Genomic DNA, 25328 nt, shown 5'->3' on the forward strand with positions numbered 1-25328 from the left:
CCCCTCTTGTATGACGTGGATTTTATAATTCACTCGTTTTGATAAATCCTTTTTAAAAGGGTATTATTGGTATTGTTGTAAGTTCAGATTTAGTTAAAGGAGTCGACTCACACATGGAATGTGCATGTCCATCACAAATGACCGATCAGCTAAGAGTAGAAGGGGATATAGGGGCAGACCCAATTTGGTGTCATCGTTGTTTTTGTAATTTAAATATAGAGGATGTCCCACTATCAGCTCCATTAAAACACGAATTAGAAATATGGATTCGACAATATGGAGAATGGATTGATTGGAAGAATGATGGCATTTTTCCGCATGGCGTTGAATTAGAAGACCGATTTAATCAGCAAGGAATGCAGCTAACAGAACGGGTGAGAGCAGAGCTTGCCGATACATACAAGGTATTCTATAAGCCTTCCACTTTTGCGAGGAGATATGCAGATAAGTAATAAGGCAAGGGGGATCGCAATGGAAACAACCGTTTTAATGATTCGACATGCAGAATCACCATTACTCTTTGGAAAGGAACGGACAAGAGGCTTATCTAAAAAGGGTAAGGAAGATGCGAGTGCAATAACGACAGTGCTCCATTCATTTAACATAGATGTGATTGTTTCAAGTCCTTATACACGAGCTATTCAAACAATCCAAGGATTGGCTGATGATCACAAGCTGGAGATACGCATAATTGAAAGTTTAAGAGAAAAACAGTTAAAGGGAGCTTATCAACTTCCTGCCGAAGAAATAGATAAAGCGATAAAAAAATCATTTCAAGACCTCGATTACTGTTTGGAGGGTGGAGAATCGAGCAGGAATGTCCTAAATCGAGCCATGCCAGAAATCATTCATCTATTAGAGAAATATGCAGGTCAAACAATCGTCATCGGTACACATGGTAATATTATGGCAATCATCTTACATTATTTCGATACCCGTTATGGCTATGATTTTTGGAAAAATACATCTAAACCGGATATCTATCAGTGCATTTTTGAAGGCGTACAACTTAATACGGTTCAAAGATTAAATGAGGAAAATATGTTTTGCGAAATTTTCTTCAAAAATGTGTAACCTTTGCCAAGCTGGCACGACTACTGTACTAGTAGAATACAAAACACTAAAGCAAACTAGTAGGTTTCACTTTTCACAAAAAGACCAGGGCTCAAATTTTTTGAGGATACTTGGTCTTTTTGTGTGCTGGCAACAAAGCTGTTGTAATGCTAAAATAAGAGTAATATTTTAGAATTTTCTTGAAATTAATAGCAAGGCGATCAAAATCACGCATAGAAATGGAAAAAATGAAATCCCCCATTGTTTTTTTCAACTAGGCGTAAAAAGGAGTTCAGACATGCAGGCTCGTCCAATTTAAAAATCTCCCAAGAAAAAATAAAATCTTAATTTTGGGGGATAAAACGTGTTTAAAAACCGATCTTTTTCACTTTTATTAACAGGTCAATCTTTAGCGGATATTGGCGATATTCTCTATATTGTAAGCGTGATTAGTATAATTTATCGTTTAACCAACTCGGCGATTGCTACTTCCTTCGTACCGTTTATTATTACTACTTGTATGTTGATTTCCAGTCTGCTAACACCTCTTATTACGGCGAAAATCTCATTGAATCAATTGCTAACCATTTCTCAGGGCGTTAAAACCGCTGTCATTTTGGGCCTCGCCTTGTATGTACAATGGGTAGGTGACCAGCCGATGATTGTCCTTGTGTTTTTATTGATTGCGATGGTTGCGTTTTTGGATGGCTGTGCCAACCCTATTCGTCAATCCTTGCTGCCTCATTATGTGGAAGAAAGGGATTTATTACGAGCAAATAGCATTGCAGAAACGGTTATCCAATCCATTCAAGTGGGTTCTTGGTTTGTTGGCAGTTCCTTGCTTCTTCTCTTTACACCATCACGGCTTATATGGGGTGTTGTCGTCCTTTTTTTCATCGCAACCTTGCTTTTAAAGCTTCTACCAGATGTGGCACCTATGGAACGTCCACAAACAAAGAAATGGTCGTTAATTATGGAAGGGTGGCAATCCATCCATCAAACGCCTGTACTAAAAGTAGCTGCACGTATGGATTTACTGGAATCGATGGCAGGAGCAGTGTGGGTCGCAGCGATTTTACTTGTCTTTGTAGAAGAAGCATTGCAGGCTTCTTCTCAATGGTGGGGTTATCTCAACGGCATTTTTTTTATTGGCATGATCATAGGCAGTATGATTTGTTTAAAATGGACCAAATTTATTGAGCGTAAAAAGGCTATGTTCATAAGTGGAGGTGCGCTGCTATCCGCTATTTTTACATTATGCTTTGCGGTGAGTATCACACCATTTATGGCGTTACTCTGTTCTTTACTGATTGGCTTATGTGGGCAATTAAAAAACATTCCACAGCAAACCATCATTCAAACAAGTATCTCAAAGGAGAAATTACCAACGGTCTATACATCGTTGAATGTCATTGTGACAGGGGTATTCGGCCTTTCATCTTTCATGATGGGCATGTTGTCAGAATGGTATGGGATACGAGTTGTTTTTTTCCTTTCAGCTAGTTTGCTACTTCTCGTAAGTGTGATTGCCTATAAAAATAAAACATCTTTCACGTAAGAAAGAGTAGCCCTTACTTTCAGAGTAGGGGCTATTTTTTAGGAAAAGTTTATATCCTGTTAGTTGATAGTATGGTAAAATATACAAATATTTGTATATTTTAAAAGGAGAAGTAGTATGAATCGTAAAAAAATAAGTTTTATTATCTCAGCACTTATCATCGCAATTTTTATTGGTGTGGCATTAAAAAATGTTTTTTTTCAAGCAACTCTTACACCCGCTATGACTGTTTTGGAGGATGGCACAAAACAAATTAATTATGAAACTGCTTTAACTAAGCTAGATCAATCCTCCACAACGTTTGAAGCTTATAAGGGCAAAATAGTAGTAGTGAATTTTTGGGCGTCCTGGTGTGGACCTTGTCAACAGGAAGCACCTGAACTAGAGGCATTCTATCAACAAAAATCAAAGGATGTCGAGCTACTAGCCATTAATGCCACAGCCTATGATAGCTATAAGAAGGCGGCAGCATTTAAGGACACCTATGATTTATCGTTTCCTATCTTCCTAGACGAAGAGGGAGTACTACAGAAAACGTTTGAAGTGATGAATTATCCTAGTACCTTTATCTTTGATGAAGAAGGGAAATTACAGCACAGCGTGAAAGGTGAACTCACTCAACAACAATTAACACAGTTGATTGATGAGCTCTAAGAACAGAAAAATGAAACTTCTTCTAAAAAGTTGCGTAGAAGAAGTTAAAGAAAAAGGGAAGGGGGCTCTTTGAATGCCACGGAAACACATTCTTATTATCATCATTGCATGGATTGTAGAAATATCGTTGACGTATTGGGTTGCCACAATGTTCTCTGTGCGATTTATCGAAGTGATGTTTTTCACGGGCGTTGCCTTTACCTTAGGAACGTTTTACTTTTCGAGTAGCGGTGGAGCCATGTCAAGGTTTTATACATCCCAAGTGAGTGCACAAACAGGGATCATTCATGAGCGGGAACGGTTCAAGGTTAAACTTGGCCCCGTATTTATAGCGTCACTATTATTTTTCCTTATTGGATTGGTATTCTTTATTTTACTTGTAACAGGCATTATTCCACCACAAAAGGTGTGAAAGTTATTGGCTTTCACATGCAAAAAATCAAGATGGCTAGGTGCTCATTTTGATTTTTTTGCGTTGTATAGAATTTGTAGCGTGCTATATTATAAAGTAGGCTTCAATAATTGTATTTTTACAATGAGAAAGGAATGAAAGGATAACTATTATACTAGAATTACCTTTCATTATTAGTAATTTGTCATGCAAAATATGTATATCTATGGAGGTATACGATATGTTAAAGGAGTTATCAAACCGCAGTGCCCCAAAATCGAAACCAACAAAATACAGAGAAGAGTAGACAGCAAGCACCTGACGTTCAATCGAAAGCTATGCTAGAAATTCAAACGATGGAAAGTAGTATCAAAAGATACATAACAATGCATGGTGACCCCTTGAATGCAGCTGAATATCATTCTTTACTGCAAATGATTAAGAGCTTAGAGGAATTGAAAACAGCGATTAAAGGTGTTTCATTAGACTAGACACATGCTTTTAAATTGGATGATCTGACAATATGGTTTGTCAGATCATTCTAGGATTTATTCCACCGATAATAAGTAAAAGTGAAGTTTTGACCATTCATTTCAAATGATTCTCCGCTTCTATCCAATTGTTTAAAGCCGTTTTTTTCTAATACTTTTTGAGAGGCTCTATTGTTCGTCGTTGTTTGTGCCTCAATGATGAGCATGCCTTGCTGGCGCATAAGGTCTAAGACTAATTGTAAGGCTGTATGGGCAACCCCTTTTCCACTATATTCTTCTCCCACTCGATAACCGATATGACCTAATCGTTGATCCTTATCAATATCGATTACATTGATTCTGCCTATAATTTCTTCAAGCTCATTTTTTATTAGATAGAAAAAGGATAGCTGCTGTGCTTGTTCCTCTAATAGCATGTCGTTTTTTCTTATGAAATTTGGTAATTGGTAATAGTCATCCCCTCGACTTGGTACTGTTTTTTCAAAATACGCCCTATTTTTAACCTCAAAAGCAAATAAGTTTTCAAAATCATCCCTTGTTAATTTTTCTAATCGAATGTTCATGGTATCTCCAATCTAGTTTACTTTTTTATTTTATTATACCTGTAGTCTAGCGCTAATTTCACCTGTTTTTAATTGTTCAGGAGGTGTAGATGTGCGATTAGTACAATGGTTGCGTTCATAGAACAGATGTTATTCATCATTGGATCGTGACCTAGGAGGTGAAATAGGCAAAAGTGAATAGGTGTATTTTGTAAAAGAGTGTTGGATCAGGACAGACATGAATACTGGTTTGCTTCTTTCAGCCATCCACTAAAAAAGGGGGTGTTATCCATTAGCCTTTCTGATGTTTTATAAAAAAGGTTGGTACGGATGACACTATGACGGCATTCATTAAAACATCACCTTTTGCCAAGATCGCTTATGAAAAAGATGGTAGTTATTATTATCTTCTTTATTTTATTGTTAACAGGCTCGCGATTGTTATGGTTGCAATTATTTATACAGTCACATCAACCCTATGCTGAAAAGGGACAAATGGATTTACGAGATTTCGATTTCCAACATCGCACGCTTACATTAGATGGGGAATGGTTATTTTATCCGTCTGGCTGGTTGATGGACAAGGACAATCCTCCGACGTCCACGACATATATACAGGTTCCAGATGGCTGGGACGAAATTTTTCAAGAGGATGAATGGACACCATATGGTTATGGTTCTTATCATTTGAAACTATTGATAGACCCTGAAAGAGCTTTTACATTTAGTATGAGAGTACCAAGTATTCGTAGTGCTGCAGAAATATATGTGGATGGACATTTAATTGCGGCTGCAGGAGAACTAGGTGAAAATCGACAGCAAACGGTTGCCAAAAATGTACCGTTTACCGCTTCGTTTGAAACAAAAGGACGTATTTGAAATCGACATTATCGTGCAGGCTGCGAACTTTCAAGACCCACGGAATGGGGGGATTGTACGTTCCATTAAATTCGGACAAGAAGAGATGATTTTTCGGGAAACACAATTATCTATCACGATGCAGCTTCTAGTAGCAGTTGTGTTAATCTTACATGCTATCTATTCTGTTATTCTGTACTTACTTGGCAATAAGGATAGACGTTTACTATTCTTTTCTGTTCTAACCATTAGTATTATGTTTTTTACCTTTTAGGGAGTGATGATAAGCTTCTCTCTTTTTGGTTTCCAATCAATTATGAATGGGGCTTTAAATTCGTTCATCTTTCGATGGTTGGCATTGGATATTCACTGCTCCAATGTATTGATCCATGGTTACCCCGCCATATCCATCGTGCTAAACAGGGTTTTGCCCTTGTTTGTGCTTGTGCAGTCGTATTGGCGATTCTTTTACCAACACGTTATGCTGTCACAATGCTAGGTGTTTATATTGTCCTTTTAGCTGTGCCTATTGTTATTACACTGGTATTAATGCTAGGAAGGACAATAAAAGATATACGTCATAATGTGTTTCTACTTTTAGCCATCCTTGCTTTTGTCAACAGCATTCTTTGGGATGTCTTGCTGCTTATTACAGGGATTAAGGTGATATCGTATCCATTTGATTTGATTATTACCATTGCCTGTTTAGCCACATTGTGGTTTAAGGATTATGTGAAAGTACATGCCGATACAAAAGAATTTGCACATAAACTACAAAAGGCAAATCGACTCAAGGATGAATTTTTAGCTAGTACTTCTCATGAGTTGCGTAATCCACTTCATAGTATTATCAATATGTCAGAAGCCGTGTTAGAGCGTGAATCAGCCGTTCTTACTCATAAAAGTGTCAATGATTTAGAAACGGTGCTAGCTGTTGGCAAACGCATGTCCTTATTGTTAAATGATTTACTTGATGTAATGAGTCTAAACGAAAATACGAAAAAGCTTCATCTAGGTCCTGTTTCCATACACACAATTGTCGAGGCAGTGTTAGATATGCTTCGCTTTATGATTGAAGGGAAGCCGATTGACTTTGTTAACCAAATTCCAAGGGACTTTCACAAGGTATTAGCAGATGAAAATCGAGTGATTCAAATTGTCTTTAATTTAGTACATAATGCAGTAAAGTTTACCGATGAAGGAGCTATTACGCTATCAGGCTATACGACAGGAGAGGGTATGGCTAAAATTGTTATAGCAGATACTGGCATTGGTGTGGATGCGGAGACAATGCAGCGTATATTTGAGCCATATGAACAAGGTACCATTAGTAAGACCATAGTCGAAGGGGGATTTGGACTAGGGCTCAATATTAGCAAACGGCTTATTGAATTACATGGGGGAACACTAGAGGTACAATCTGTAGTAGGGCAAGGCTCAACTTTTGCCTTTACCTTACCTTTATCGGACGAAGCAGAGATTCAAGGTACCTATGAGAAAGAACAGAATCACAAAAAACAGGAAAGCGTAGTTGAACAGTCAGACGTGGAGAAAAAGCGTTTAACAGTATGTAACCGTCCCCGCATTTTAGTCGTAGATGACGAGCCCATAAATTTAAGAGTAATCGAAACGATATTAACGAATGAAAAATATGAAGTGGTGACTGTGACAAGTGGTTTGAAGGCTCTTAAATGCCTTTTGTCTGAGGAGTGGGATTTAGTGATATCAGACGTGATGATGCCGAAAATGTCTGGATATGAGTTAGTACGTAGCATTCGCAAGCAATTTACAATGACCGATTTACCTGTCTTATTGTTGACAGCGCGCAGTCAACCCCATGATATTGAAAATGGCTTTTTAGCAGGGGCCAATGATTACGTCGTCAAGCCTGTGGATGCCTTGGAGCTACGATCTCGTGTTGAGGCGTTAACAAAGGTGAAGCGCTCCATTCAAGAGCTACATCGTATGGAGGCTGCATGGCTTCAGGCACAAATCGAGCCGCATTTTCTCTTTAATACGTTAAATGCCATATTGACGTTAAGCGAATTAGATAGTGAGCGGACAAGTAAATTAGTAGAGGCATTGAGCGATTTTTTAAGAGAGTCCTATAATTTTCAAAATGGTCAAGCACTTGTTCCACTAGAAAATGAACTTAGATTGGTTCAAGCCTACCTCTATATTCAGCAGGAGCGTTTTGGAAAGCGTATTCAGGTTGTATGGCAACTAGAGGCCGAGACAAATGTACTTATTCCATCACTGACTATCCAGCCATTAATTGAAAATGCATTAAAGCATGGAATATTAAAGCGTTCTGAGGGGGGAACGATACATATTCGTATGATCAATGTTGATACCCATCTTGAAATTACCGTAGCGGATAATGGCGTCGGAATGGATGAAGAGCAATTGGCAAAACTACTGCAGCCTAAAGAACGTTCATCCAGCAGTATTGGTTTAATCAATACCCATAGAAGATTGCAACACCATTATGGTCAAGGCTTACGTATTACAAGCAAGCTTCACGAAGGAACGTCGGTTTCGTTTGTTGTAGTAGCAAAAACACCATTAGATGCATTGCCTCTCGATAAGTATTAAGAGGGGAATGCATCTTTTATTTATTTGCATGTTTGAAAAATATGAATTTAAAGCACAGCCTGAGGCGTCTTCGTTTTAAAATGTGTGAATAAGTAGCATCCCAAAATCACGATGATTCCCCCAATGCCTTGCAGCCAGCTTAGCTGTTCACCGATAAATAAAAAGGCGAGCAATGCTGTAAAAATAGGATTAAAGTTTAGAAAAATACCAGAGGTGGTGGCACCTAATTGTTGAACGCCAATATTCCAAAATACCATACAAACTACTGTAGAGATGACCCCTGTATAAAGAAGCGAAAGGATGAAAGAGGAGTCGATTTCGGAGAAGGTAAAATCCGTAATCGTGAATGGGACTAGGATGAGTACCCCAAACAAACCTGCATACAATGTCGCCATTAACGGAGAGGTTGTTTGCATAGCCCACTTACTACATACAGAATAAAGTCCCCATACGCAAACGGCTGCCACCATCCATAAATCTCCTGTATTCAATTGGAAGTGCCATAACAGCTGCCAATCTCCTTTTGAAAGGACAAGAACGACACCAATTAAAGAGAGTACCATCGCCAGAAGCTGTAAGCCATTTATTTTTTCTTTCAGGAAGGCGAAGGAAAAAAGGGCGATGGACATGGTATTCATTGTAGAAATAAGACCAGCATTCGTGGATGTTGTTCGTTCCAACGCTAAAAATTGAAATAGATTAAACAAGGCAACACCTGTAATGCCCATCAGGAATAATGGCACAAGAGCGGCCTTAGCAGGAATCAATTTCTTCTCTTTCCACCAAACTAACGGTAGAAGGACGATTACCGCAATTAACCATCTGGCCATCGTTAATGTCATTGGAGAAGCATGAGCCACTAGCGTCTTAGCCACAACAAAATTGCCTCCCCATAGTAAGCTTGTGACGAGCATTAAGCCCATATAAAATTTTGCCACAGTATAGGAACACTCCTTTTAATTTCATATATAATAAGAATCATAGCATTATTGGTGGTTTGTCAGTATAATATTTTGTATAGATGGATAAATTCGAAATAATTAAAAGTTATTTAACGATTATTGAAATAATATTTTGAAATCGTGCTAAAAACTTACTTATCTAAAAATAATCAAAAGAGGAGAAAGCGATGGAGGATATAAAAAATAAAGGATTAGATAATGTGGATCTGCTAATCTTAGCGATTTTGCAGCGAGAGGTTCAGATTAGCAATGCGGAATTAGCTAGACGGGTGAATTTGTCCCCACCAGCAACCCATACAAGGGTAAAACGCCTAGAAAATGAAGGCTATATTGATCAACAAGTGGCGATTTTAAATCAGGAAAAGCTAGGTTTTGATTTATTGTGCTATATTTTTATGAGCACAAATATTCATCAGGAAAAGGAAATAGAGGAGTTAGAAAACAGCTTGAAAACAATGACCGAAATTTTGGAATGTCATTGCTTAACGGGTGCCTATGATTATTTGTTAAAGGTCGTAATTCGAGACCGCAAAGGCTTAGATCAATTCATCCGAAAATTAAATAAGCTTGGCATTTCTAGAATTCAAACGAATTTATCCTTACGGGAAATTAAATATTCTACGGTATTACCTATCGAAGAAAGCAGCAAGCCTGAGTGAGTTAACTCAGGCTTGCTGTTTTTTAGTATTCATGAGGATCTTTTGTTATTTTAGAGTGGTGAAATTTACTCATGAAAGGTTAGCAGCCGCTCTAAATCAGTAGAACCCCGCTCACGAGAGATTAGCCCTGCTTCAAATAAAGCAATCACACGCACAAAAATCATGCAACCCATAAGTTGCTTATAGTTGACATGCAACCATTTAGTTGCCTATAATCAAGCTATGAATTGGGATAAAGACGCTGTTTTTAAAGCACTTGCGGACTCGACTCGGAGACTTATATTAGATGAACTAGCTGAGTGTGAAGAGATGACGTTGTATGAACTGACGGTGCGTCTTCTAATGAAACATGAGCTTTCAATTTCGAGACAGGGGATTGCTAAGCATCTCTCTGTATTGGAGGGTGCTGGACTCGTCCTATCACAGCGGAAGGGAAAATATCGAGTCATTTTCTTCAATAAGGAACCCCTTAAAGATTTACTGAAAGGATGGGTAGAGTAAAGCTTACATGTGAAGGATGCTTCTTAAACGACTCAAAAGGAGGAAAATCAATTGAATATTATTGTCAACAGTATCTTTGTACAAGATCAGGAAAAGGCACTAGCCTTTTATACGGAAAAGCTAGGGTTTGTAAAAAAGGTGGATGTCCCAGTAGGAAAACATAGATGGCTAACGCTTGTGTCACCTGATGATTTAGAGGGCACTGAGCTATTACTTGAGCCAGATGAGCATCCTGCAGCAAAGGACTATCAAAAAAAGATTTTCGCTGATGGCATTCCAGCAACAATGTTTGGCGTTAGTGATTTAGAAAAGGAGTATAGCCGCCTACTGGAGAAAGGCGTTGAATTTACAATTAAGCCGACAAAAGCGGGAGAAGTCACACTAGCAGTTTTTAATGATACATGTGGCAACCTTATTCAGATTATACAAAAATAGTGTATAAAAGCGTGTTTTGATAAAAAAATATCAAAACACGCTTTTCTCATTACTCAGCCATTGCCCAATCTTTGTCATCGTTCAAAATGTTTAAATTTTCTTTTGGCTGCGCATTTACGGTCTGTTCTTTGGCTTCTGCTTCCTCGCTGGGCGGAGCTTCTTCCGACGAACAAGCAGATAAGAGGAATAGTAGCGCTATACTTAATGACAGGAATTTCTGCATGAGGCAAACCTCCATCAATCAATCGTTGATATGAATATTTTGCACATTTTCTTACAGAATATGTTGTGTATAGCTGCCATAAAAAAATTTATTTAAGCGACTGTATTACTAATTATTTTGCTAAAGCCGTTACTATCTGCGCTATTAATCAGCTGCTGAATTGCCTTTACAGCTTGTTCAGAGAATAGATACCAGTTATCCTCTGTTGCATCATGTAGGAGAACTTTAGGATAGCCCTGTAATAGTTCCTCAGGGAAAGGTTGATTTAATGTATAGATATCATATTGTTTGACACTGTTCTGATCATGGCTCATAAAATCAAATTGGCCGAGCTTATAATAAGATCCAGGTGCTTCTAAATTGAAGTGCCAATAATATTCTTTTGGAGCCTCAACTTTGTCGCCTTTCTTTTCTTGGAAAATTTTGAAAAGCGCTTGGTGATAGGCATTGCCCTTGATGTCCTGAATGACACCGCCCATTGTCATATGGTATTCATAGCGTAGCACCTTGATTTTTTCATCTTCAATTAGCAATGGTTCAGTCGTAATATTCACTGTGCCATCATTATAATGCACTTGGCTGCCGAATGTTTCAGCAATAAAGCGAATTGGTACATAGGTGCGATTGTTTTTCATGTATGGTTGTACATCCAATTGCTCTTTTTCACCATTTTTAATGACTGTTCGGTTATTAAGATTCAATTTAATGGTTGTTTGATCCATTGTAAGGGTGATTTGGGAATCCTGCCAATGAACTTGCGCACCAAGATTTTCACTGATCACTCGTAATGGCACCATTGTTCGATTGTTTTTTTGCTCGGGTGCTGTATCAGATTTTACCACAACATCGTCGATTTTGATTTGTGTCGTTGCGGCATCAGCAGGTGTTGCTACAAATAATGTAGATGTTAAAAATAGCCCTGTAAAAAATTTTTTCATGGTATATAACCTCCTTATACTTTAACACTTACCACCATCGGAAATTTTACCATAATATTCTTATGTATATAATAAAAACTTTACTATTTTTTCTTTTGGCTGGAAAAGGTTGTGTATCATCATCAATATTTTGGACTTGATTTCGCAGTGTGTCATTTAGATTAAAACCATCGTGTTGCTAGATATCAAAGTAAAGAAGTTGAAATAAAATAACACAAAATCACCACCGCTATTAGCAACTTTTTGACAGTGTATAATCTGTATTTGTTCTCGAATACTAATGCTGAAAGGAGGTTTTTTAAATGAAGTTTTTGACATGGGGCATTGTTGGTGCAGCATTATTTGCTGTGATGAAAGGCTACGGAAAATCGAATCAAGGACAAAAGGATAGCTTTCAACAAACAACTACGCCTGTACAATTAGTCGCCAATGCAAACCCGCTGACAGCCAATACACCAAAACAGTAAAACAAAAGCTTATAGATTATAGGGATCTATAAGCTTACTATTTTTTACATAAATATACTATCATCGGTATAATAGATTGTGAAAATAAATGCTCGATTTAACAAAGCTATTATGACGATGATTTAGAAGAAATTTTGCGATTATTTTAGCCAGTTAAAGTAGCGGCTTGGCATCAGTCTTATAAGCCATCTCAGATTTATAGAAGCAGATACAAAAAAATTGGTCTTACCCATATTCGGATGCTCGTCTTACAACGAGACCATTTTTTGAATGGAAAGGATACCAAATCATGCAAACACAAACAGTTGAGGACAGGGTATATCGTTAATGAAAAGGACAGGTGAAAAGCATGAATTATGTCAAGGTTGTTCTTTTGAAACAAGAACAACAGACCCAGTGTCAAACTCGGTCTGTTGCTTCTTTTAGGCATCGATGAATGGTTAAAATCGCTTGTAAATGCATACCTTCATGAAAGATGGTACGTAACAGTACTTGTTCGATGGTTTGCATACCCATATCAATAGGAGGGAATTCCTCAGCCAATCGATGACCATATCGCTCCTTTAATCGTTCAGGCTGCTGAGCCAAATACATTTTTAACTCCTCAAAGGTTGGCGTTTCGTCGTCAAAGTGCTTAGGCGATGTACCAAAGCCAAACCATTTCTGGAGAGCTTCTAATTCTGTATCCTTTTCTTTTGTTAAAGCCTCTATCCATAAATATTGATCGAGATAAACATGACCCATATTCCAGCGAATATTATTATGAAATCCAGCTGGGATGATGTTCGCTTTTTCTTCTGACACATGCTCGAGTAAGTGAAGCAACTCGCCACGATAATTGGCTAGCTGCTGAAATAAATTTTCTTGACGTTGATTCAAATGTAACCCTCCTTTTTTAATATTATTGGCTATAATACTCCATTTTCCTGCAAAAAAAGAAGAACACTTTTTGTGTTCTTCTCCAATTTATCTACTTTGTGTCTGTAATGCTAAACGGACACCGAGACCAATATAAACGAAGCCAACTGTCTTTTCAAGCCAGCGTGAACTGCCGCTTGTTTTTGTAAAGATTTTTTCGCCAATGAAGCTTGTAATAACTGCGAGTAGGATTGTATATAAAGCACTCATCACGACAAATGTAATACCTAGTGTGAGCAATTGGCTTGTGACAGATTGCTCGTTATGCTGAACAAATTGCGGTAAGAAGGCAAGGAAAAACAGAGCCGTCTTTGGATTAAGAATTTCTGCTAAGAAGCCTTGGCGAAACGAAGTACTAGCAGGACTTTGTTCAACGGTTGGTTGCTCGATTTTCTTTGGTTTTGTGAGGAGCATCTGAATGCCTAAGTAAACAAGGTATGCCACCCCAATATATTTCACCACTTCAAAGGCTGTGGCTGATTTCATTAAAATAGCAGAAAGACCTAAAACAGCCGCTAATGTATGAACCAAGTCACCGAGACCAATGCCTAAAGCTGTATAAATACCATTCTTTTTCCCACTTTTTAGCGTTTGGGTAATGGTAATAATAACCGCAGGACCTGGGATTAAAAATAATAAAAGAACTATTGCGATAAAAGATAACATGCGAAACCATCCTATTCTAATAAACTAATCATTCTAGGGTGAATGCATGAAATATTATATTCTAGCTATTGTACGGCTGTCGATAAAGAAATATTGAAAAAATAATGAAAAATAATTCAGAAAACTAATGAACAATGCTAATATGATTTTATTACCTAGTATTAATATTTAGTGTTAGAATAAGACTATAAAAAATGCTTTGGAGGAATTTTCATATGTTAACAAGTCAACAAATACAAGCTATTTTGCCACACCGTTATCCATTTCTGTTGGTAGACCGTATTGTGGAGTTAGAAGAGGGCAAGCGCGCGGTAGGGATGAAAAATGTGACGATGAATGAAGAGTTCTTTAAAGGTCATTTTCCACAGTATCCTGTCATGCCAGGTGTGCTAATTGTTGAAGCATTAGCACAGATTAGTGCAGTGATTATGCTGACAAAGGTAGGGAATGAGGGACGATTAGGCTTATTGGCAGGAATTGATCATTGTCGCTTTAAAAAGCAAGTAAAGCCTGGTGATCAGCTACATCTAGAGGTGGAGATTACGCGTGTGAAGGGCGCTGTCGGGAAAGGCAGAGGGATTGCAATGGTAGATGGAGAAATCGTTTGTGAAACGGATCTTGTTTTCGCTTTTGGATCATAGAATACGGCGGTGCTCAGTTGAGTTACACATGTATGCTTTATAGCGCCATTTGTATTATGCAAATAACGCTATTAGTGAATATTACGATTGCTAAAGGCGCTTGGAATGGGCTGACAATGTAGCTCTGTACGGTAGGGTTTGTTTTCGCAACAGCTATTTTTGGATTAAGTAGAGGATGGCGAAGAGAGACTCAAAAATAAACGATTTTGCTTCAATTCGTACTATACGGCTCTCTTTCCTTCATATAGTAAATGGAATGAAGTTTTAATGATGAGAGGGTGAGGAGGTTTTATAGCACATAAAGAAGAACAGCTACAGCCAGAGCAAGCATTGGCGCACGATTTCTGTGATCAATTTGTGCAAAAGATGCATAAAAATATATTGCATAAAAAGCTTGATAAGGATGTGTATCAATCCTATTTTGTTATCCTTCAGCAACAATTTACAAGACAAGAGCTACAATTTATCGTCCATCTTTTAAAGGTACAGGCAAATGAGATACTACGCATGAAGCCCATGTTTATTACTATGAGTGGGGCCATTCTATTCGTGTTTACATTCATTGCAACAGCCATAAACAGCAAGGTCATGATGGACGTGTCACTTGTCCAAATTGTAGCATTAGCCGTCTTAAGTTTTCATATCGCCATTATATGGATTTCATTTAAAATTGAAATTGAACATAAGCGAGTGCAAGCAGTAATCGCATTATTAGATTATTACGTAACAATTGTTTCTGAGGGGAGTGACCTTCATGCAAAAGACTGCAGATCGATTTCATGATTGGCTTATAAAAGTATCGGAAATATTTCATGTGAAGATGGAACCAGCTACCTGCTTCGAAAAAAAGAAATAAACGATCATTTATATGATTCAGCTATTGTCAATTTCGAACGATTTCTTCAAATTGAGTATGAAGCTTTCCCCTTATGTAGTGACTACATACGACCAAGTACAATGGGTCGCGTACCATTAATAGAGGATATTTGGACAAGCATGAAAAAAATCAAGAACACCTAGCTGAAGAGACGTTGCCCTTCCATGTAGGATCAATCAACAACATAGGACTTTGGCATGGTTGAACGCGGAGTTTATGGAACATCTGGCACATCCTATCAACCATCAAATTTTAATAAATGAATGCGAAACGTAGGCATTTTTTTATGAAATCCTCAAATAATAAAGTACGAAAAAATTATTTGGGGACGTGAAAATGTGAAAAAGTTTTTATTGCTTTTACTACCACTTAGTCTAATCACGGTGTCGCTTTTTTATGTAAAAGTGAGTTCTTCTGAAAATAAAGGAAGAAAGTATTATGAGGAAGCGGGTCAAATTCTTTGGGAAATTCAGACGGATGAAAAAATCATTGCCTTAACATTTGATGATGGGCCGCATCGCAAATATACAGCGGAAATCCTTGATGTCCTGGAAAAATATAATGCAAAAGCAACTTTTTTTATTGTCGGTCAAAATGCAGAAAAAAATCCTGAGCTGATTACAAGAATGTATGAAGAAGGGCATGAATTGGCCAATCATACCTTTTCACACCCTTTAAGAACCAATGTCGCCAATTTAATGAAAGAAATACAGCAAACTGATGAAGTGATTGCAGGGATTACAGGCTATCAGCCAACATTATTTAGACCAGTTGAAGGACAATATACCGATGCGATGATTGATGCAATTTCAAAAAAAGGCTATAAGGTTGTTATGTGGTCTTGGCATTTAGATACGCTTGATTGGAAAAGTCCTGGTGTCCCTCGGATCGTGAATACGGTTTTAAAAGGTGTGAAGGCAGGTAATATTGTGCTATTTCATGATGGCGGGGGAAACCGAGCACAAACGGTTAAGGCAATGGAACAAATCATACCAGAGCTTGAAAAACAGGGCTACCAGTTTGTGACAGTTTCTGAATTATTGGAAATCCAAAGGACAAATAAGAGAATTGAAAAAAAACAGTAGTGTTGAAGCGATACATCTTCAACACTTCTCTTTATGTAAGGGAAGGATTATTTTAACATTTTTTTAATTTGCTTAAGTTCAGCAATTAAATAATCAATTTGCTTTTGCATGTTATCGACTTTGACTGTTTGTTCACCATTTGACGGAGATGAATTATTGTTGGCATTTTGGAGGGCTTCTAAAGCTAAGCCTGCTGCGATGGTTTGTAAACCATCCCCTAATGTTGATATGGCTGTACCAATATAGGCTAACTTTGCCGCATAAATTTCGAGCGAATCATTATTTTGGTTCGGTTTATTCGTTCTCCCCATTATTTTGCCTCTTTACATTTGTTATTACTTGCATCATATGCGACAACAAGTGAAAAGGCGATTCCGAGTGGTTGAATGATTCACTAAAAATGGTAAAATTAGCACAATCAACGGATTGGGGGACTAGCATTGACACAACATGTAGAGCTGATTGAAATGAATGGTGAGCTGCTAGAGGGGAAAGGCAGCTATTGTTTACGAAGCAAGAAGAAAACAGAGGGCTATCAGAACAAAAACAAATGGCTTAATCAACAATTTGAAAAGGGCTTACATTACATACAAGTACTTGAAAATCAAAAACAAGTGGGTTTTATAGAATATACGGACGCGGAATACTCTTCAAGAGTTGTACATGCAGATGGCTACGTGGTAATTCACTGTTTATGGGTAAGTGCAGTGGGCAAGGGCTATGGCACACGATTATTGAAGAGATGCTTAAAGGATGCCGAGGAACGTGGGAAAAAGGGAGTGGTGGTCATAACGAATGACCAAACCTCCTGGACGCCAAGCAAGGATTTATTTTTACAACATCATTTTCAACATATTGCAACAGCACTCGACAATTTTGAACTATGGGTGTTTCCATTTCATGAAAGCAATGAACGGCCATACTTTCCTGATAATTGGCAGGAACGATTAACGAGGTTTCCTCATTTAACGATTTTACGTTCCTTTCAATGTCCCTATGTAGACGTTGCCACGGAAAATATTCAACTAGCTGCCGAAAAATTAGGGCTGCAGCCAGCGTTAGTGGATCTTCAAACGAGAGAAGAGCTGATGGAGAAATCACCGACGCCATATGGTATTTTTTCAGTGGTTTATAAAGGACAATTGATTTCCTTTCATCGATTAACCGTGCATTCCGTTTATAAAAAACTGCAAAAACTCATGAATAATTCCTGATTGGATGCAACTTTTTTGGACACTGGCACGTTATATTCTTATAGCACTTCTATGATTCTTTGAGTTTTTTGTTGACTGCTACTAGGAAATGAGTAAAATTAAAAGGCAGTACCATAATATGCCTAAACTTAGTAGTATGATGGGTGAATAGGTGCTGGAATGCTAGTTAAAATGAAGCATGATAGGACAAGGTCTGTCATGAAATTTTGACAGTCTTTTTCTTTTCGTCTTCTGGATAACCTGTTAAGATGGTAGTAGTGTGACAAAGTTAGTGTAAATGAGAGTGGTGACAATCAAGATGGATGAACAGAAAAAAGAAAGTACAGAACAGCAGCAGGAGCCGACTCCAGCTGAAATTAAGCCGGCAGGACAATTTATACAACTGAAACCGTTTAAATTTATCATGCTAATGTTCTTTACAATTCTTATTACGGCAGGTTTAACGATTTTTGCGTTAACCTTTGGTGATAAGAAAGTAGTAGAAGTGAAAGTTCCGATTGAACGAGAGGAATTTACAAAATTATATGAAGCATTTGATTTACTGAAAAATAACTATTACAAAGATATTGACGATGAAAAAGTGGTCGATGGTGCAATTAATGGTATGTTTGATGCATTAGACGATCCTTATTCCGATTTCATGGTAAAGGAAGAAGCGGATCAATTTAATTCGGGCTTATCTTCAAGTTTCCAAGGAATTGGTGCAGAAATCCAAGAACGTAATGGTTATATTACAGTTGTGTCACCTATCAAAAATTCTCCTGCTGAAAAGGCAGGCTTATTACCAAAAGATATTATCTTAACAGTTGATGGGAAAAGCATTCAGGGCTTAAGTGCAACAGAGGCAGTTGCACTCATTCGTGGCGAAAAAGGAACACCCGTAAAACTAACGGTAAAACGTGGCGAAAATACGGAACCCATTCAAATGACCATCGTTCGTGATGATATCCCAGTTGAAACCGTTTATGGTGAAATGCTTGATGGCAATATTGCCCATATTCAAATTACGTCATTTAGTGAACAAACGGCCCAAGAGCTTGAAAAAATCCTTGCTGAGTATGAAGGTAAAGGAATGAAGGGCATTGTATTGGATTTACGTCAAAATCCTGGTGGCTACCTAAAGGCTGCAGTTGATATTTCTAATTTCTTTGTACCAGAAGGAAAAGCGATTGTTCAGGTACAAGAAAAAGATGCGGAACCTCAAATAACAAATGCCATTGCAGGTAAAAAATATAACCTACCGATCACGGTACTAGTTGATAGTGGCAGTGCTTCAGCCTCTGAGATATTAGCAGGAGCATTAAAAGAGTCCGTTGGTGCTAAAGTTGTTGGTGAAACATCATTCGGTAAAGGGACTGTCCAAAATGTTACACCATTAAAAGATGGCTCTAATTTAAAATTTACGACAGGTAAATGGTTAACACCGAATGGCAACTGGATTAATGAAAAAGGAATTGAGCCTGATGTCAAAGTTGCGTATCCATCCTATGCCTCTCTACCTTACTTGAATGCCTCTTTAGAAATGAAGACAGGCTTACAATCTGACTCTGTGAAAGCAGCAGAGGAAATGCTTCAGGTGCTAGGGTATGAGCCTGGTGAAGTAGATGGAATCTTCGATGACAATACCGCGCAGGCAGTAGAAAAACTACAAGCCGCGAACAACCTTGAAGAAACTGGTATTTTAACAGGCAATACAACGTATGCATTAATGGATGCGTTACGTGCAAAAATGAAAGCCGATGATCCTCAGTTATTAAAAGCGAAAGAGCTTCTTGTAGGAACAGCCGAAAAAACAGAGGAAACAACAAACTAACAATGTAGCTGTCGCAGCAGTCGTCTTTCACGGCATCTGCGACAGCTTTTTTTATGGGAGGAACGAGAATGAAAGATGTGTACCTATTTAGTGGCTTTTTAGGGAGTGGCAAGACATCCATGCTGACAGATGTCATTCGCCAGCTAAAAGAAAAGAAATTAAAGCCTGCTGTTATTATGAATGAGCTAGGGAAGCTACCATTTGACTCACAGGCAGTGGAAAAGGATATTCCGCTCAAGGAGATGCTAGAGGGCTGTATTTGCTGTTCAGGTGCTGAAAAAACAGAGGCCCAAATTCAATCTCTTCTATTAGATAGTGATTTTGATGTGCTCATTATCGAAACAACAGGTGCAGCACATCCTGTAGAAGCTTTAGATGCCGTTTTTTCACCGCTTTTTGCAGATCAGCTCAATGTGAAAGGCATTATCACGGTGGCAGATTCCAAGCTCTGGCTACACCGTGATACATTAACACCACAAGTGCGCTCTTTATTTATGGAGCAAATTCGCCATGCCCACCTCTTATTAGCAAATAAAACAGACTTATTAACAGAGGCAGAGCAAGGCCAGGTCGTCTATGAACTGCAGGGCTTGAATCCCCATGCCTTTATATTGCAAACAACAAATGGGCGCGTACCACTCAGCTTATTAGAGGGACTGAAGGCAACGACACAGGTCGATAAAGCAGATATAGTTAAAGCACCAATAGCCTCCATGCAGCTAGGCTCTCGCTTAGTGGAATTCTCAGATCGGGAATTTACACAGGAGCAGTTTGAAGATTGGGTGCGTGCATTACCTGAAACGATTTATCGTATGAAAGGCTATGTACCGATTGAGGGCATCAAAAACCCAATGCTGTTCCAATATGCTTATGGAATGGTTCAGTGGCTCCCAGAATATCTAAAAATGCCAGCAAAACTTGTTATTATTGGAGAGAATGTTAGTGCTTTACCTGTTATTGGGGAGAATTGAAGAATAAAGCAACCAGTGAATTTCTGCACGTGAACAACCTGTGTAGCTTTACACAGGTTGTTTTATTTTTATGTAAATGAAATGTAACGATCTTGTAACACAATTGTAATATTAGGCTAACATGAGGCTACGACACTAGCCATCTCTAGGGTGATGCAAAGAAAGTAATGAAGAAAGGCGATTAAAAAATGAGTGTATAAAACATACATTTTTTATTCATATCAGCTGTTTATTTTCTAAAATATTTACGAGTTTAGGAGGGGTGTCAACCCTCTTTCAAACGTAAGTATTTCATAGATTGGTTAAACCTACTAAAAAATAGCGCGAAAAAAACGTGATTTTTCGCGCATTTTCTTCTTCGTTGGCGTAGTTAGCAGATGTTGGTAAGATTTTAATGAAAATCATCCCTTACGATTAGTGGCAGAGAAGGAGGAATTGCAAACATGAAAAAAACACTAACTGCAATTTGTGCAACATTTCTTTTAGCAGCTCCAATTCAAATAGCTTCTGCTGCTGCCAATACAACAGAGGGGAATTCCGTACAGCAATCAACAAACTGTAATGTTTATTATTATAAATGGTCAAACAATAATCATAAGTGGACGATTAAACTTCCACAGGCATCTACACCATCTAATGAGACGCCAACAACAAATAATACAACACCAACAAAGCCAAATAATAATCAATCATCACAAAATGAAAAGCCAGCAACACCACCAACTACTTCAACACCATCAACAACAACTTCAGATGTGGACGCATTTGAACAAGAAGTAGTAAAATTAACAAACGCTGAGCGTACAAAAGCTGGTTTATCACCACTTCAAACAGATGCAAAATTAATGGCTGCAGCTCGTGAAAAATCACAAGATATGCAAACAAATAAATATTTCTCACATACGAGCCCAACATTTGGTTCACCATTTGATCGTATGAAAGCTTTAGGTATCGCTTATAAAGCTGCAGGTGAAAACATTGCTCAAGGTCAACGTTCACCACAAGAAGTAGTACAAGCGTGGATGGACTCACCAGGACACCGTGCGAACATTTTAAACGGTAAATTTACACACATCGGTGTAGGTTATGTGAAATCAGGTAACTACTGGACACAACAATTTATCCAAAAATAATCATTTATTAATAGAAAGATGCTCTATAAGTCTATAAAGGCTTATAGAGCATCTTTTTTTATTGAATTAATGGTAAAATTTGATGAGAAAGGGAGGATAGAATTGAAACAATATAGCATAGCAATGGCGGTTTTCTCATTAGCCGTGTCGTTTTTAATAGGAAGCTGGCTCATCGCCACTAGTTTAAAAGAGCAGCCAAAGGAATCCGTGCAACACCAGCTATTGTCACAACAAGAGGCAGCTGATTATTTAGGAATCAGTGTAGTGGAAGTGCTAAAATTAACAGAAGTGCCAGACGGATCTAATAGTTACATAAGCGAAATCCCTCATGTGAAGGTAGGGAACAATGTCTATTATCCAAAGCAAGCTATGGATCGATGGCTACTGGATATGGAATTAATCGTAGTACCTTAAGAAAAACATATGAACTATTTCTTTGGATAGGGGCATCACCTAATAAAAAGAGCGCTTCTCCCTCGAAAAGGAGCAGTTCTCCAGCGAAAAACGGTCGATGAAACTTTTCTTTCTCTTTTATAAGATAGAAGTTTTTAAACTGTATTTTGGGGGAATTGATAAATAAGTAGTGGGTAAAAAGTAGGGAGAGGTGAGAAGGATGAAAAAGCCGAATCTATTAAAGCAGTTTTTTGCAAAAGAAGAAAGACCACATACGATTGCGCTAGCAACAGCTCAAGACCATCGTTTATTTTCATATGTCATGTCCTTTGCCAAGTATCACCCCGATATGATGATTGTGTTTTCGGCAGATGGCGAAATTATTTATGTCAATCAAGAAGCACTCTTTGAACTATTACAATATCGACCTAGCCATGCGAAGGATTTTAAGAAAATTCTGACTGAGGCAGATTATAAACGATTAAAAAGAGCATTCAATCGAACATTGCGAGGAAAGTCGGTCAAAATTGATATTGAACGACTACAGCATCAAGGACAAAACCTAAGCCTAGTGCTGACGTTTATACCGATCAAAAATGACGACAATCATTCGGAGGGGCTTTATTTAATCATTGAAGATATGTCGACGTATTCCGCCATGAAGCATCAGTTAATGCTCCATGAGAAGCATTTAAATTACGCCCAGCATATTGCGGCAGTTGGGAGCTGGGAGTACTTTATTCAGCATGACAAACTTTATTGCTCAGATAACTTTTATCATATTTTTGGCTTTACGCGTTCAGATAACGATGGGATTGATCACGTTTTCCAGTTCATTCATCCAGATGATTATGAAAGGACATATGATGCATTTAATCATGCGCGAAAAGGGACTAATTTTGACAGTGACTTCCGAATTTATCACGGCAAAACCAATGAACTGCGTTTTTTACAAGCTGCCGCCGAAGTCATTTGGAAGGATGACAAGCCCTTTAAGATGATTGGGGTTGTCAAAGACGAAACGGCTTTCAAACTACTTGAGAAAACGCTAAATGATACGTTAGCCAACTTTCATTCTATCTTTGACAATTTAGATGCAGGGATTTGGATGCGGGATTCCATTCGTGGTAATATGCTGTTTGCCTCTAAAGGACTGGAGGGAATTCTAGGTATTCCATTAGCTAAGCTTTACGAAGACTCAGAAGTATGGATTAATATGATTCATCCTGCACATCGTGAGGAAGTATTAGCGTATACAGATCATCTCGCTTCAGGCAAAAGCTATCAAGTGATTTATCGTATCCTAACGGGGAAGAATGAGACAAAGTGGTTACTGGAGCAAATTGTGCCGAGACTAGATCAGGAGGGGGAGGTCAACCATATTTTTGGCTTAGTAACTGATATTACAAAGGAAATCGAACGAGAAAAGAAGCTGAATTATTTAGTGTATTATGATGAATTAACAGGTTTACCAAATCGATTGAGCTTACATGATAAAGTCGATACATTATGCTTAGCTGGCGAACCCTTCGCGCTATTATATATTTCGATTAACCGCTTTCATATCATAAATAATGCGCTAGGTACGAAAATCAGTGATGAGCTTCTGCGCACGGTGACCAACTACTTTTCCACACTAACAGATGATCGCAGTTACATGGCACGCCTAGACAATCAGCATTTTATCATTGTCATTAAAAAATATGGGAGCAAGCAGCATATTTCCGCGCTGGCTAGCCGTATACTGAAAACCTTTGATACACCTTTTTCGATAAAAGACTATCGCTTGCACCTATCTGCTAGCATTGGCATTGCCTTTTATCCAGAGGAGGGCCTAACGAGAAACATTTTATTAGAAAATGCCTATTCAGCTTTATGCTACGCGCAACAGCAGGGAAGGAATCGTTTTCATATTTATGCCTTTACGGAGGATATTACTTCCTATAAGCAGTACGTGTTAGACCGAGATATGCGACAAGCCATGTTAAATGAGGAATTCGAATTATATTTCCAACCATTGGTGGAGCCGCAAAAGGGGATTATCAACGGCGCAGAAGCATTAATTCGTTGGCATCATAAAGAATGGGGCCTTGTGTCACCTGGTGAATTTATTCCATTAGCGGAAGAAAACCATATGATTCATATCATTACAGATTGGGTGATTAAAAAAGCATGTGCGTTGTTACAGCACTGGAAGCAGCAAGGGCATGTGCTGCGAACAATTAGTATTAAGATATCGCCAATCCGTCTGATGAAAAAGGGCTTTATTCAGTTTGTCCAAGAGCAATTACAGGTAAATTCGATTGACGCGCATTATTTACAATTCGAGATAAGTGAAAGTACCATCTTAAAAAATAGTACAAGTGTAATGACTGTTCTCAAAGAATTACAAGAAGTTGGTGTCAAAATTGCTATTGGTGATTTTGGAACAGGCTACTCATCCTTAGAATCCTTGCGAACATTCCAGCCAACGACACTCCATATCTATGAAGCGTTTATTCGTGAAATTCGTCATGATCGTCCGATTGAAAATGGACTCATTTCAACAACGATTTATTTAGCCAAAATGCTTGGTATTCAGGTAGTGGCAAAAGGAGTTGAAAGTTACGAGCAATTTATCTTTTTAAAGCAGCAAGCATGTGATTATCTGCAAGGTAGCATTTATACGAAGGCTGTTCCAGCAAAAGCCTTTGAAAAAATGCTGGCACAAGGCATTTTAACACCACAAAAAGCTAGTGTTCATAAAAAGCCTGTGGTGGAACGACGCAAATATTACCGCTTTCAATTCCCTGCCTATGTGAAGGGCTTCATGACGATTATTGAAATGAATGAACAAAAGCTAAATATTGGACATACCCCTATCATCATCGAAAATATTAGCTTAGGCGGCATGAAGATACGCTCTTCTTTGAAGCTACCAGTTAATCAAACGATGAAATTTAAATTTAGCTTTATTTTGATGAATCAATCATTTAACCTAGAGGGCACATTTAGATGGACCCTAGAAGAAAAATACCAAATCTACTCTTATGGGGTCGCCTTCAATCTGGCGCAGGAGGATGAAGGAAAATTAGCACCGATTATCAATCGAATGACCGCCCTGCATAATCACCATGAAAAAATAGAGGGAACGCCCTTTATGTATGAGGATATTGAAGCTTATTTTAAAAAATAGCGAATCATGAAGATGCCCAAATGTTCTAGTGGGCATCTTTTTTCATGGTGTGGAATCACACGATCTAAGCGTTTGAAATACATGAAAGATGCTTATACTCTCCAGTAGAGGAGGC

The 25328-nt window shown here is 38.2% G+C and carries 29 protein-coding genes; 22 read left to right on the plus strand and 7 right to left on the minus strand.

Annotated features, from left to right (window positions below; genetic code table 11):
* Positions 1-113: 113 nt before the first annotated feature.
* The 6 genes from MKZ14_RS10580 to MKZ14_RS10605 all read left to right on the plus strand — a co-directional run bounded on the left by MKZ14_RS10580 (position 114) and on the right by MKZ14_RS10605 (position 4147).
* Entirely contained in the window at positions 114-452 is a 339-nt protein-coding gene (locus tag MKZ14_RS10580) for a hypothetical protein (RefSeq protein WP_016994068.1), read from the plus strand.
* Positions 453-471: 19 nt separating this feature from the next.
* Positions 472-1074 carry a histidine phosphatase family protein gene (locus tag MKZ14_RS10585; protein WP_333004142.1) on the plus strand — a complete coding sequence of 201 codons (603 nt, stop codon included), beginning with the start codon at positions 472-474 and terminating at the stop codon, positions 1072-1074.
* Between the two features lie 343 nt (positions 1075-1417).
* A complete protein-coding gene (locus tag MKZ14_RS10590) occupies positions 1418-2611 on the plus strand; it encodes an MFS transporter (protein ID WP_333004140.1) in 1194 nt (397 codons plus the stop codon).
* A gap of 117 nt (positions 2612-2728) precedes the next feature.
* The gene (locus MKZ14_RS10595; RefSeq protein WP_333004138.1) at positions 2729-3265 is read left to right on the plus strand and encodes a TlpA disulfide reductase family protein; all 537 of its coding nucleotides are present in this window, start codon (positions 2729-2731) and stop codon (positions 3263-3265) included.
* A gap of 73 nt (positions 3266-3338) precedes the next feature.
* Positions 3339-3677 carry a hypothetical protein gene (locus MKZ14_RS10600; RefSeq protein ID WP_333004136.1) on the plus strand — a complete coding sequence of 113 codons (339 nt, stop codon included), beginning with the start codon at positions 3339-3341 and terminating at the stop codon, positions 3675-3677.
* A gap of 245 nt (positions 3678-3922) precedes the next feature.
* Positions 3923-4147, plus strand: a complete 225-nt coding sequence (locus MKZ14_RS10605; RefSeq protein WP_333004134.1) for a hypothetical protein — start codon at positions 3923-3925, stop codon at positions 4145-4147.
* Between the two features lie 50 nt (positions 4148-4197).
* Here MKZ14_RS10605 and MKZ14_RS10610 read toward each other — a convergent pair whose 3' ends face one another.
* The gene (locus tag MKZ14_RS10610) at positions 4198-4710 is read right to left on the minus strand and encodes a GNAT family N-acetyltransferase (protein WP_333004133.1); all 513 of its coding nucleotides are present in this window, start codon (positions 4708-4710) and stop codon (positions 4198-4200) included.
* A 360-nt stretch (positions 4711-5070) separates the two neighbouring features.
* Between MKZ14_RS10610 and MKZ14_RS10615 the strand changes: the two genes are divergently transcribed.
* The 3 genes from MKZ14_RS10615 (at position 5071) to MKZ14_RS10625 (ending at position 8142) form a co-directional block, all read left to right on the plus strand.
* Entirely contained in the window at positions 5071-5568 is a 498-nt protein-coding gene (locus tag MKZ14_RS10615) for a hypothetical protein (protein WP_333004131.1), read from the plus strand.
* Positions 5525-5821: a hypothetical protein gene (locus MKZ14_RS10620; RefSeq protein ID WP_333004130.1), complete on the plus strand. Its 297-nt coding sequence runs from the start codon at positions 5525-5527 to the stop codon at positions 5819-5821. Before MKZ14_RS10615 ends, MKZ14_RS10620 begins: the two co-directional genes overlap by 44 nt.
* 74 nt (positions 5822-5895) lie before the next feature.
* Positions 5896-8142, plus strand: coding sequence for an ATP-binding protein (locus MKZ14_RS10625; RefSeq protein WP_333004129.1), 2247 nt, complete (start codon positions 5896-5898; stop codon positions 8140-8142).
* 47 nt (positions 8143-8189) lie between these two features.
* On the opposite strand, the gene MKZ14_RS10630 is transcribed toward MKZ14_RS10625, so the two are convergent.
* Complete coding sequence (locus MKZ14_RS10630) at positions 8190-9065, minus strand: DMT family transporter (RefSeq protein WP_312125516.1); 876 nt, start codon at positions 9063-9065, stop codon at positions 8190-8192.
* A 206-nt stretch (positions 9066-9271) separates the two neighbouring features.
* Between MKZ14_RS10630 and MKZ14_RS10635 the strand changes: the two genes are divergently transcribed.
* From MKZ14_RS10635 to MKZ14_RS10645, 3 genes are all read left to right on the plus strand, one after another.
* Positions 9272-9763, plus strand: coding sequence for an Lrp/AsnC family transcriptional regulator (locus tag MKZ14_RS10635; protein WP_016994056.1), 492 nt, complete (start codon positions 9272-9274; stop codon positions 9761-9763).
* Positions 9764-9985: 222 nt separating this feature from the next.
* The gene (locus MKZ14_RS10640; protein ID WP_036079349.1) at positions 9986-10264 is read left to right on the plus strand and encodes a metalloregulator ArsR/SmtB family transcription factor; all 279 of its coding nucleotides are present in this window, start codon (positions 9986-9988) and stop codon (positions 10262-10264) included.
* A gap of 51 nt (positions 10265-10315) precedes the next feature.
* Positions 10316-10699 (plus strand): VOC family protein, encoded by a 384-nt coding sequence (locus MKZ14_RS10645; protein WP_333004128.1) that lies wholly within the window; start codon positions 10316-10318, stop codon positions 10697-10699.
* A 49-nt stretch (positions 10700-10748) separates the two neighbouring features.
* Here MKZ14_RS10645 and MKZ14_RS10650 read toward each other — a convergent pair whose 3' ends face one another.
* The gene (locus tag MKZ14_RS10650; protein WP_016994055.1) at positions 10749-10922 is read right to left on the minus strand and encodes a hypothetical protein; all 174 of its coding nucleotides are present in this window, start codon (positions 10920-10922) and stop codon (positions 10749-10751) included.
* A gap of 92 nt (positions 10923-11014) precedes the next feature.
* On the minus strand, positions 11015-11860 hold the full coding sequence (locus MKZ14_RS10655; RefSeq protein WP_339280927.1) for a copper amine oxidase N-terminal domain-containing protein: 846 nt from the start codon (positions 11858-11860) through the stop codon (positions 11015-11017).
* A 302-nt stretch (positions 11861-12162) separates the two neighbouring features.
* On the opposite strand from MKZ14_RS10655, the gene MKZ14_RS10660 reads away from it, so the two are divergent.
* Complete coding sequence (locus MKZ14_RS10660; protein ID WP_004230164.1) at positions 12163-12327, plus strand: hypothetical protein; 165 nt, start codon at positions 12163-12165, stop codon at positions 12325-12327.
* A gap of 399 nt (positions 12328-12726) precedes the next feature.
* Here MKZ14_RS10660 and MKZ14_RS10665 read toward each other — a convergent pair whose 3' ends face one another.
* Together MKZ14_RS10665 and MKZ14_RS10670 are read right to left on the minus strand one after the other, a co-directional pair.
* A complete protein-coding gene (locus tag MKZ14_RS10665; RefSeq protein WP_258860142.1) occupies positions 12727-13206 on the minus strand; it encodes a DinB family protein in 480 nt (159 codons plus the stop codon).
* An 87-nt stretch (positions 13207-13293) separates the two neighbouring features.
* On the minus strand, positions 13294-13911 hold the full coding sequence (locus tag MKZ14_RS10670; protein ID WP_004230157.1) for a LysE family translocator: 618 nt from the start codon (positions 13909-13911) through the stop codon (positions 13294-13296).
* 215 nt (positions 13912-14126) lie between these two features.
* Here MKZ14_RS10670 and fabZ point away from each other — a divergent pair, with 215 nt between their 5' ends.
* The 3 genes from fabZ to MKZ14_RS10685 all read left to right on the plus strand — a co-directional run bounded on the left by fabZ (position 14127) and on the right by MKZ14_RS10685 (position 16514).
* Positions 14127-14552 (plus strand): 3-hydroxyacyl-ACP dehydratase FabZ, encoded by a 426-nt coding sequence (gene fabZ, locus MKZ14_RS10675; protein WP_016994049.1) that lies wholly within the window; start codon positions 14127-14129, stop codon positions 14550-14552.
* Positions 14553-14882: 330 nt separating this feature from the next.
* Positions 14883-15335 (plus strand): hypothetical protein, encoded by a 453-nt coding sequence (locus MKZ14_RS10680; protein WP_016994048.1) that lies wholly within the window; start codon positions 14883-14885, stop codon positions 15333-15335.
* Between the two features lie 432 nt (positions 15336-15767).
* Positions 15768-16514 (plus strand): polysaccharide deacetylase family protein, encoded by a 747-nt coding sequence (locus MKZ14_RS10685; RefSeq protein WP_258860141.1) that lies wholly within the window; start codon positions 15768-15770, stop codon positions 16512-16514.
* Between the two features lie 47 nt (positions 16515-16561).
* Here the strand turns inward: MKZ14_RS10685 and MKZ14_RS10690 are convergent, their stop codons facing one another.
* Positions 16562-16825 carry a hypothetical protein gene (locus MKZ14_RS10690; protein ID WP_016994046.1) on the minus strand — a complete coding sequence of 88 codons (264 nt, stop codon included), beginning with the start codon at positions 16823-16825 and terminating at the stop codon, positions 16562-16564.
* 129 nt (positions 16826-16954) lie between these two features.
* Between MKZ14_RS10690 and MKZ14_RS10695 the strand changes: the two genes are divergently transcribed.
* The 6 genes from MKZ14_RS10695 (at position 16955) to MKZ14_RS10720 (ending at position 25213) form a co-directional block, all read left to right on the plus strand.
* Positions 16955-17728: a GNAT family N-acetyltransferase gene (locus tag MKZ14_RS10695; RefSeq protein WP_036078961.1), complete on the plus strand. Its 774-nt coding sequence runs from the start codon at positions 16955-16957 to the stop codon at positions 17726-17728.
* A 298-nt stretch (positions 17729-18026) separates the two neighbouring features.
* A complete protein-coding gene (locus MKZ14_RS10700; protein ID WP_339280928.1) occupies positions 18027-19541 on the plus strand; it encodes a S41 family peptidase in 1515 nt (504 codons plus the stop codon).
* A 68-nt stretch (positions 19542-19609) separates the two neighbouring features.
* Positions 19610-20512, plus strand: coding sequence for a CobW family GTP-binding protein (locus MKZ14_RS10705; RefSeq protein ID WP_339280929.1), 903 nt, complete (start codon positions 19610-19612; stop codon positions 20510-20512).
* Positions 20513-20955: 443 nt separating this feature from the next.
* On the plus strand, positions 20956-21645 hold the full coding sequence (locus MKZ14_RS10710; RefSeq protein ID WP_048392912.1) for a CAP domain-containing protein: 690 nt from the start codon (positions 20956-20958) through the stop codon (positions 21643-21645).
* Between the two features lie 102 nt (positions 21646-21747).
* A complete protein-coding gene (locus MKZ14_RS10715; RefSeq protein WP_339280930.1) occupies positions 21748-22059 on the plus strand; it encodes a helix-turn-helix domain-containing protein in 312 nt (103 codons plus the stop codon).
* Between the two features lie 199 nt (positions 22060-22258).
* Entirely contained in the window at positions 22259-25213 is a 2955-nt protein-coding gene (locus tag MKZ14_RS10720; RefSeq protein WP_339280931.1) for an EAL domain-containing protein, read from the plus strand.
* Positions 25214-25328: the final 115 nt, after the last annotated feature.

It is taken from the genome of Lysinibacillus sp. FSL P2-0066 (assembly GCF_037969495.1).
Taxonomy (GTDB): domain Bacteria; phylum Bacillota; class Bacilli; order Bacillales_A; family Planococcaceae; genus Lysinibacillus; species Lysinibacillus boronitolerans.

Coding starts and splice junctions, on each gene's coding strand:
- MKZ14_RS10630 (WP_312125516.1), bottom strand. CDS start 9,065: ATGGGCTTAATGCTCGTCACAAGCTTACTATGGGGAGGCAATTTTGTT.
- MKZ14_RS10635 (WP_016994056.1), top strand. CDS start 9,272: ATGGAGGATATAAAAAATAAAGGATTAGATAATGTGGATCTGCTAATC.
- MKZ14_RS10655 (WP_339280927.1), bottom strand. CDS start 11,860: ATGAAAAAATTTTTTACAGGGCTATTTTTAACATCTACATTATTTGTA.
- MKZ14_RS10600 (WP_333004136.1), top strand. CDS start 3,339: ATGCCACGGAAACACATTCTTATTATCATCATTGCATGGATTGTAGAA.
- MKZ14_RS10580 (WP_016994068.1), top strand. CDS start 114: ATGGAATGTGCATGTCCATCACAAATGACCGATCAGCTAAGAGTAGAA.
- MKZ14_RS10720 (WP_339280931.1), top strand. CDS start 22,259: ATGAAAAAGCCGAATCTATTAAAGCAGTTTTTTGCAAAAGAAGAAAGA.
- MKZ14_RS10595 (WP_333004138.1), top strand. CDS start 2,729: ATGAATCGTAAAAAAATAAGTTTTATTATCTCAGCACTTATCATCGCA.
- MKZ14_RS10660 (WP_004230164.1), top strand. CDS start 12,163: ATGAAGTTTTTGACATGGGGCATTGTTGGTGCAGCATTATTTGCTGTG.
- MKZ14_RS10705 (WP_339280929.1), top strand. CDS start 19,610: ATGAAAGATGTGTACCTATTTAGTGGCTTTTTAGGGAGTGGCAAGACA.
- MKZ14_RS10710 (WP_048392912.1), top strand. CDS start 20,956: ATGAAAAAAACACTAACTGCAATTTGTGCAACATTTCTTTTAGCAGCT.
- MKZ14_RS10670 (WP_004230157.1), bottom strand. CDS start 13,911: ATGTTATCTTTTATCGCAATAGTTCTTTTATTATTTTTAATCCCAGGT.
- fabZ (WP_016994049.1), top strand. CDS start 14,127: ATGTTAACAAGTCAACAAATACAAGCTATTTTGCCACACCGTTATCCA.
- MKZ14_RS10615 (WP_333004131.1), top strand. CDS start 5,071: ATGAAAAAGATGGTAGTTATTATTATCTTCTTTATTTTATTGTTAACA.
- MKZ14_RS10610 (WP_333004133.1), bottom strand. CDS start 4,710: ATGAACATTCGATTAGAAAAATTAACAAGGGATGATTTTGAAAACTTA.
- MKZ14_RS10620 (WP_333004130.1), top strand. CDS start 5,525: ATGTACCGTTTACCGCTTCGTTTGAAACAAAAGGACGTATTTGAAATC.
- MKZ14_RS10650 (WP_016994055.1), bottom strand. CDS start 10,922: ATGCAGAAATTCCTGTCATTAAGTATAGCGCTACTATTCCTCTTATCT.
- MKZ14_RS10585 (WP_333004142.1), top strand. CDS start 472: ATGGAAACAACCGTTTTAATGATTCGACATGCAGAATCACCATTACTC.
- MKZ14_RS10640 (WP_036079349.1), top strand. CDS start 9,986: ATGAATTGGGATAAAGACGCTGTTTTTAAAGCACTTGCGGACTCGACT.
- MKZ14_RS10625 (WP_333004129.1), top strand. CDS start 5,896: ATGGTTGGCATTGGATATTCACTGCTCCAATGTATTGATCCATGGTTA.
- MKZ14_RS10700 (WP_339280928.1), top strand. CDS start 18,027: ATGGATGAACAGAAAAAAGAAAGTACAGAACAGCAGCAGGAGCCGACT.
- MKZ14_RS10690 (WP_016994046.1), bottom strand. CDS start 16,825: ATGGGGAGAACGAATAAACCGAACCAAAATAATGATTCGCTCGAAATT.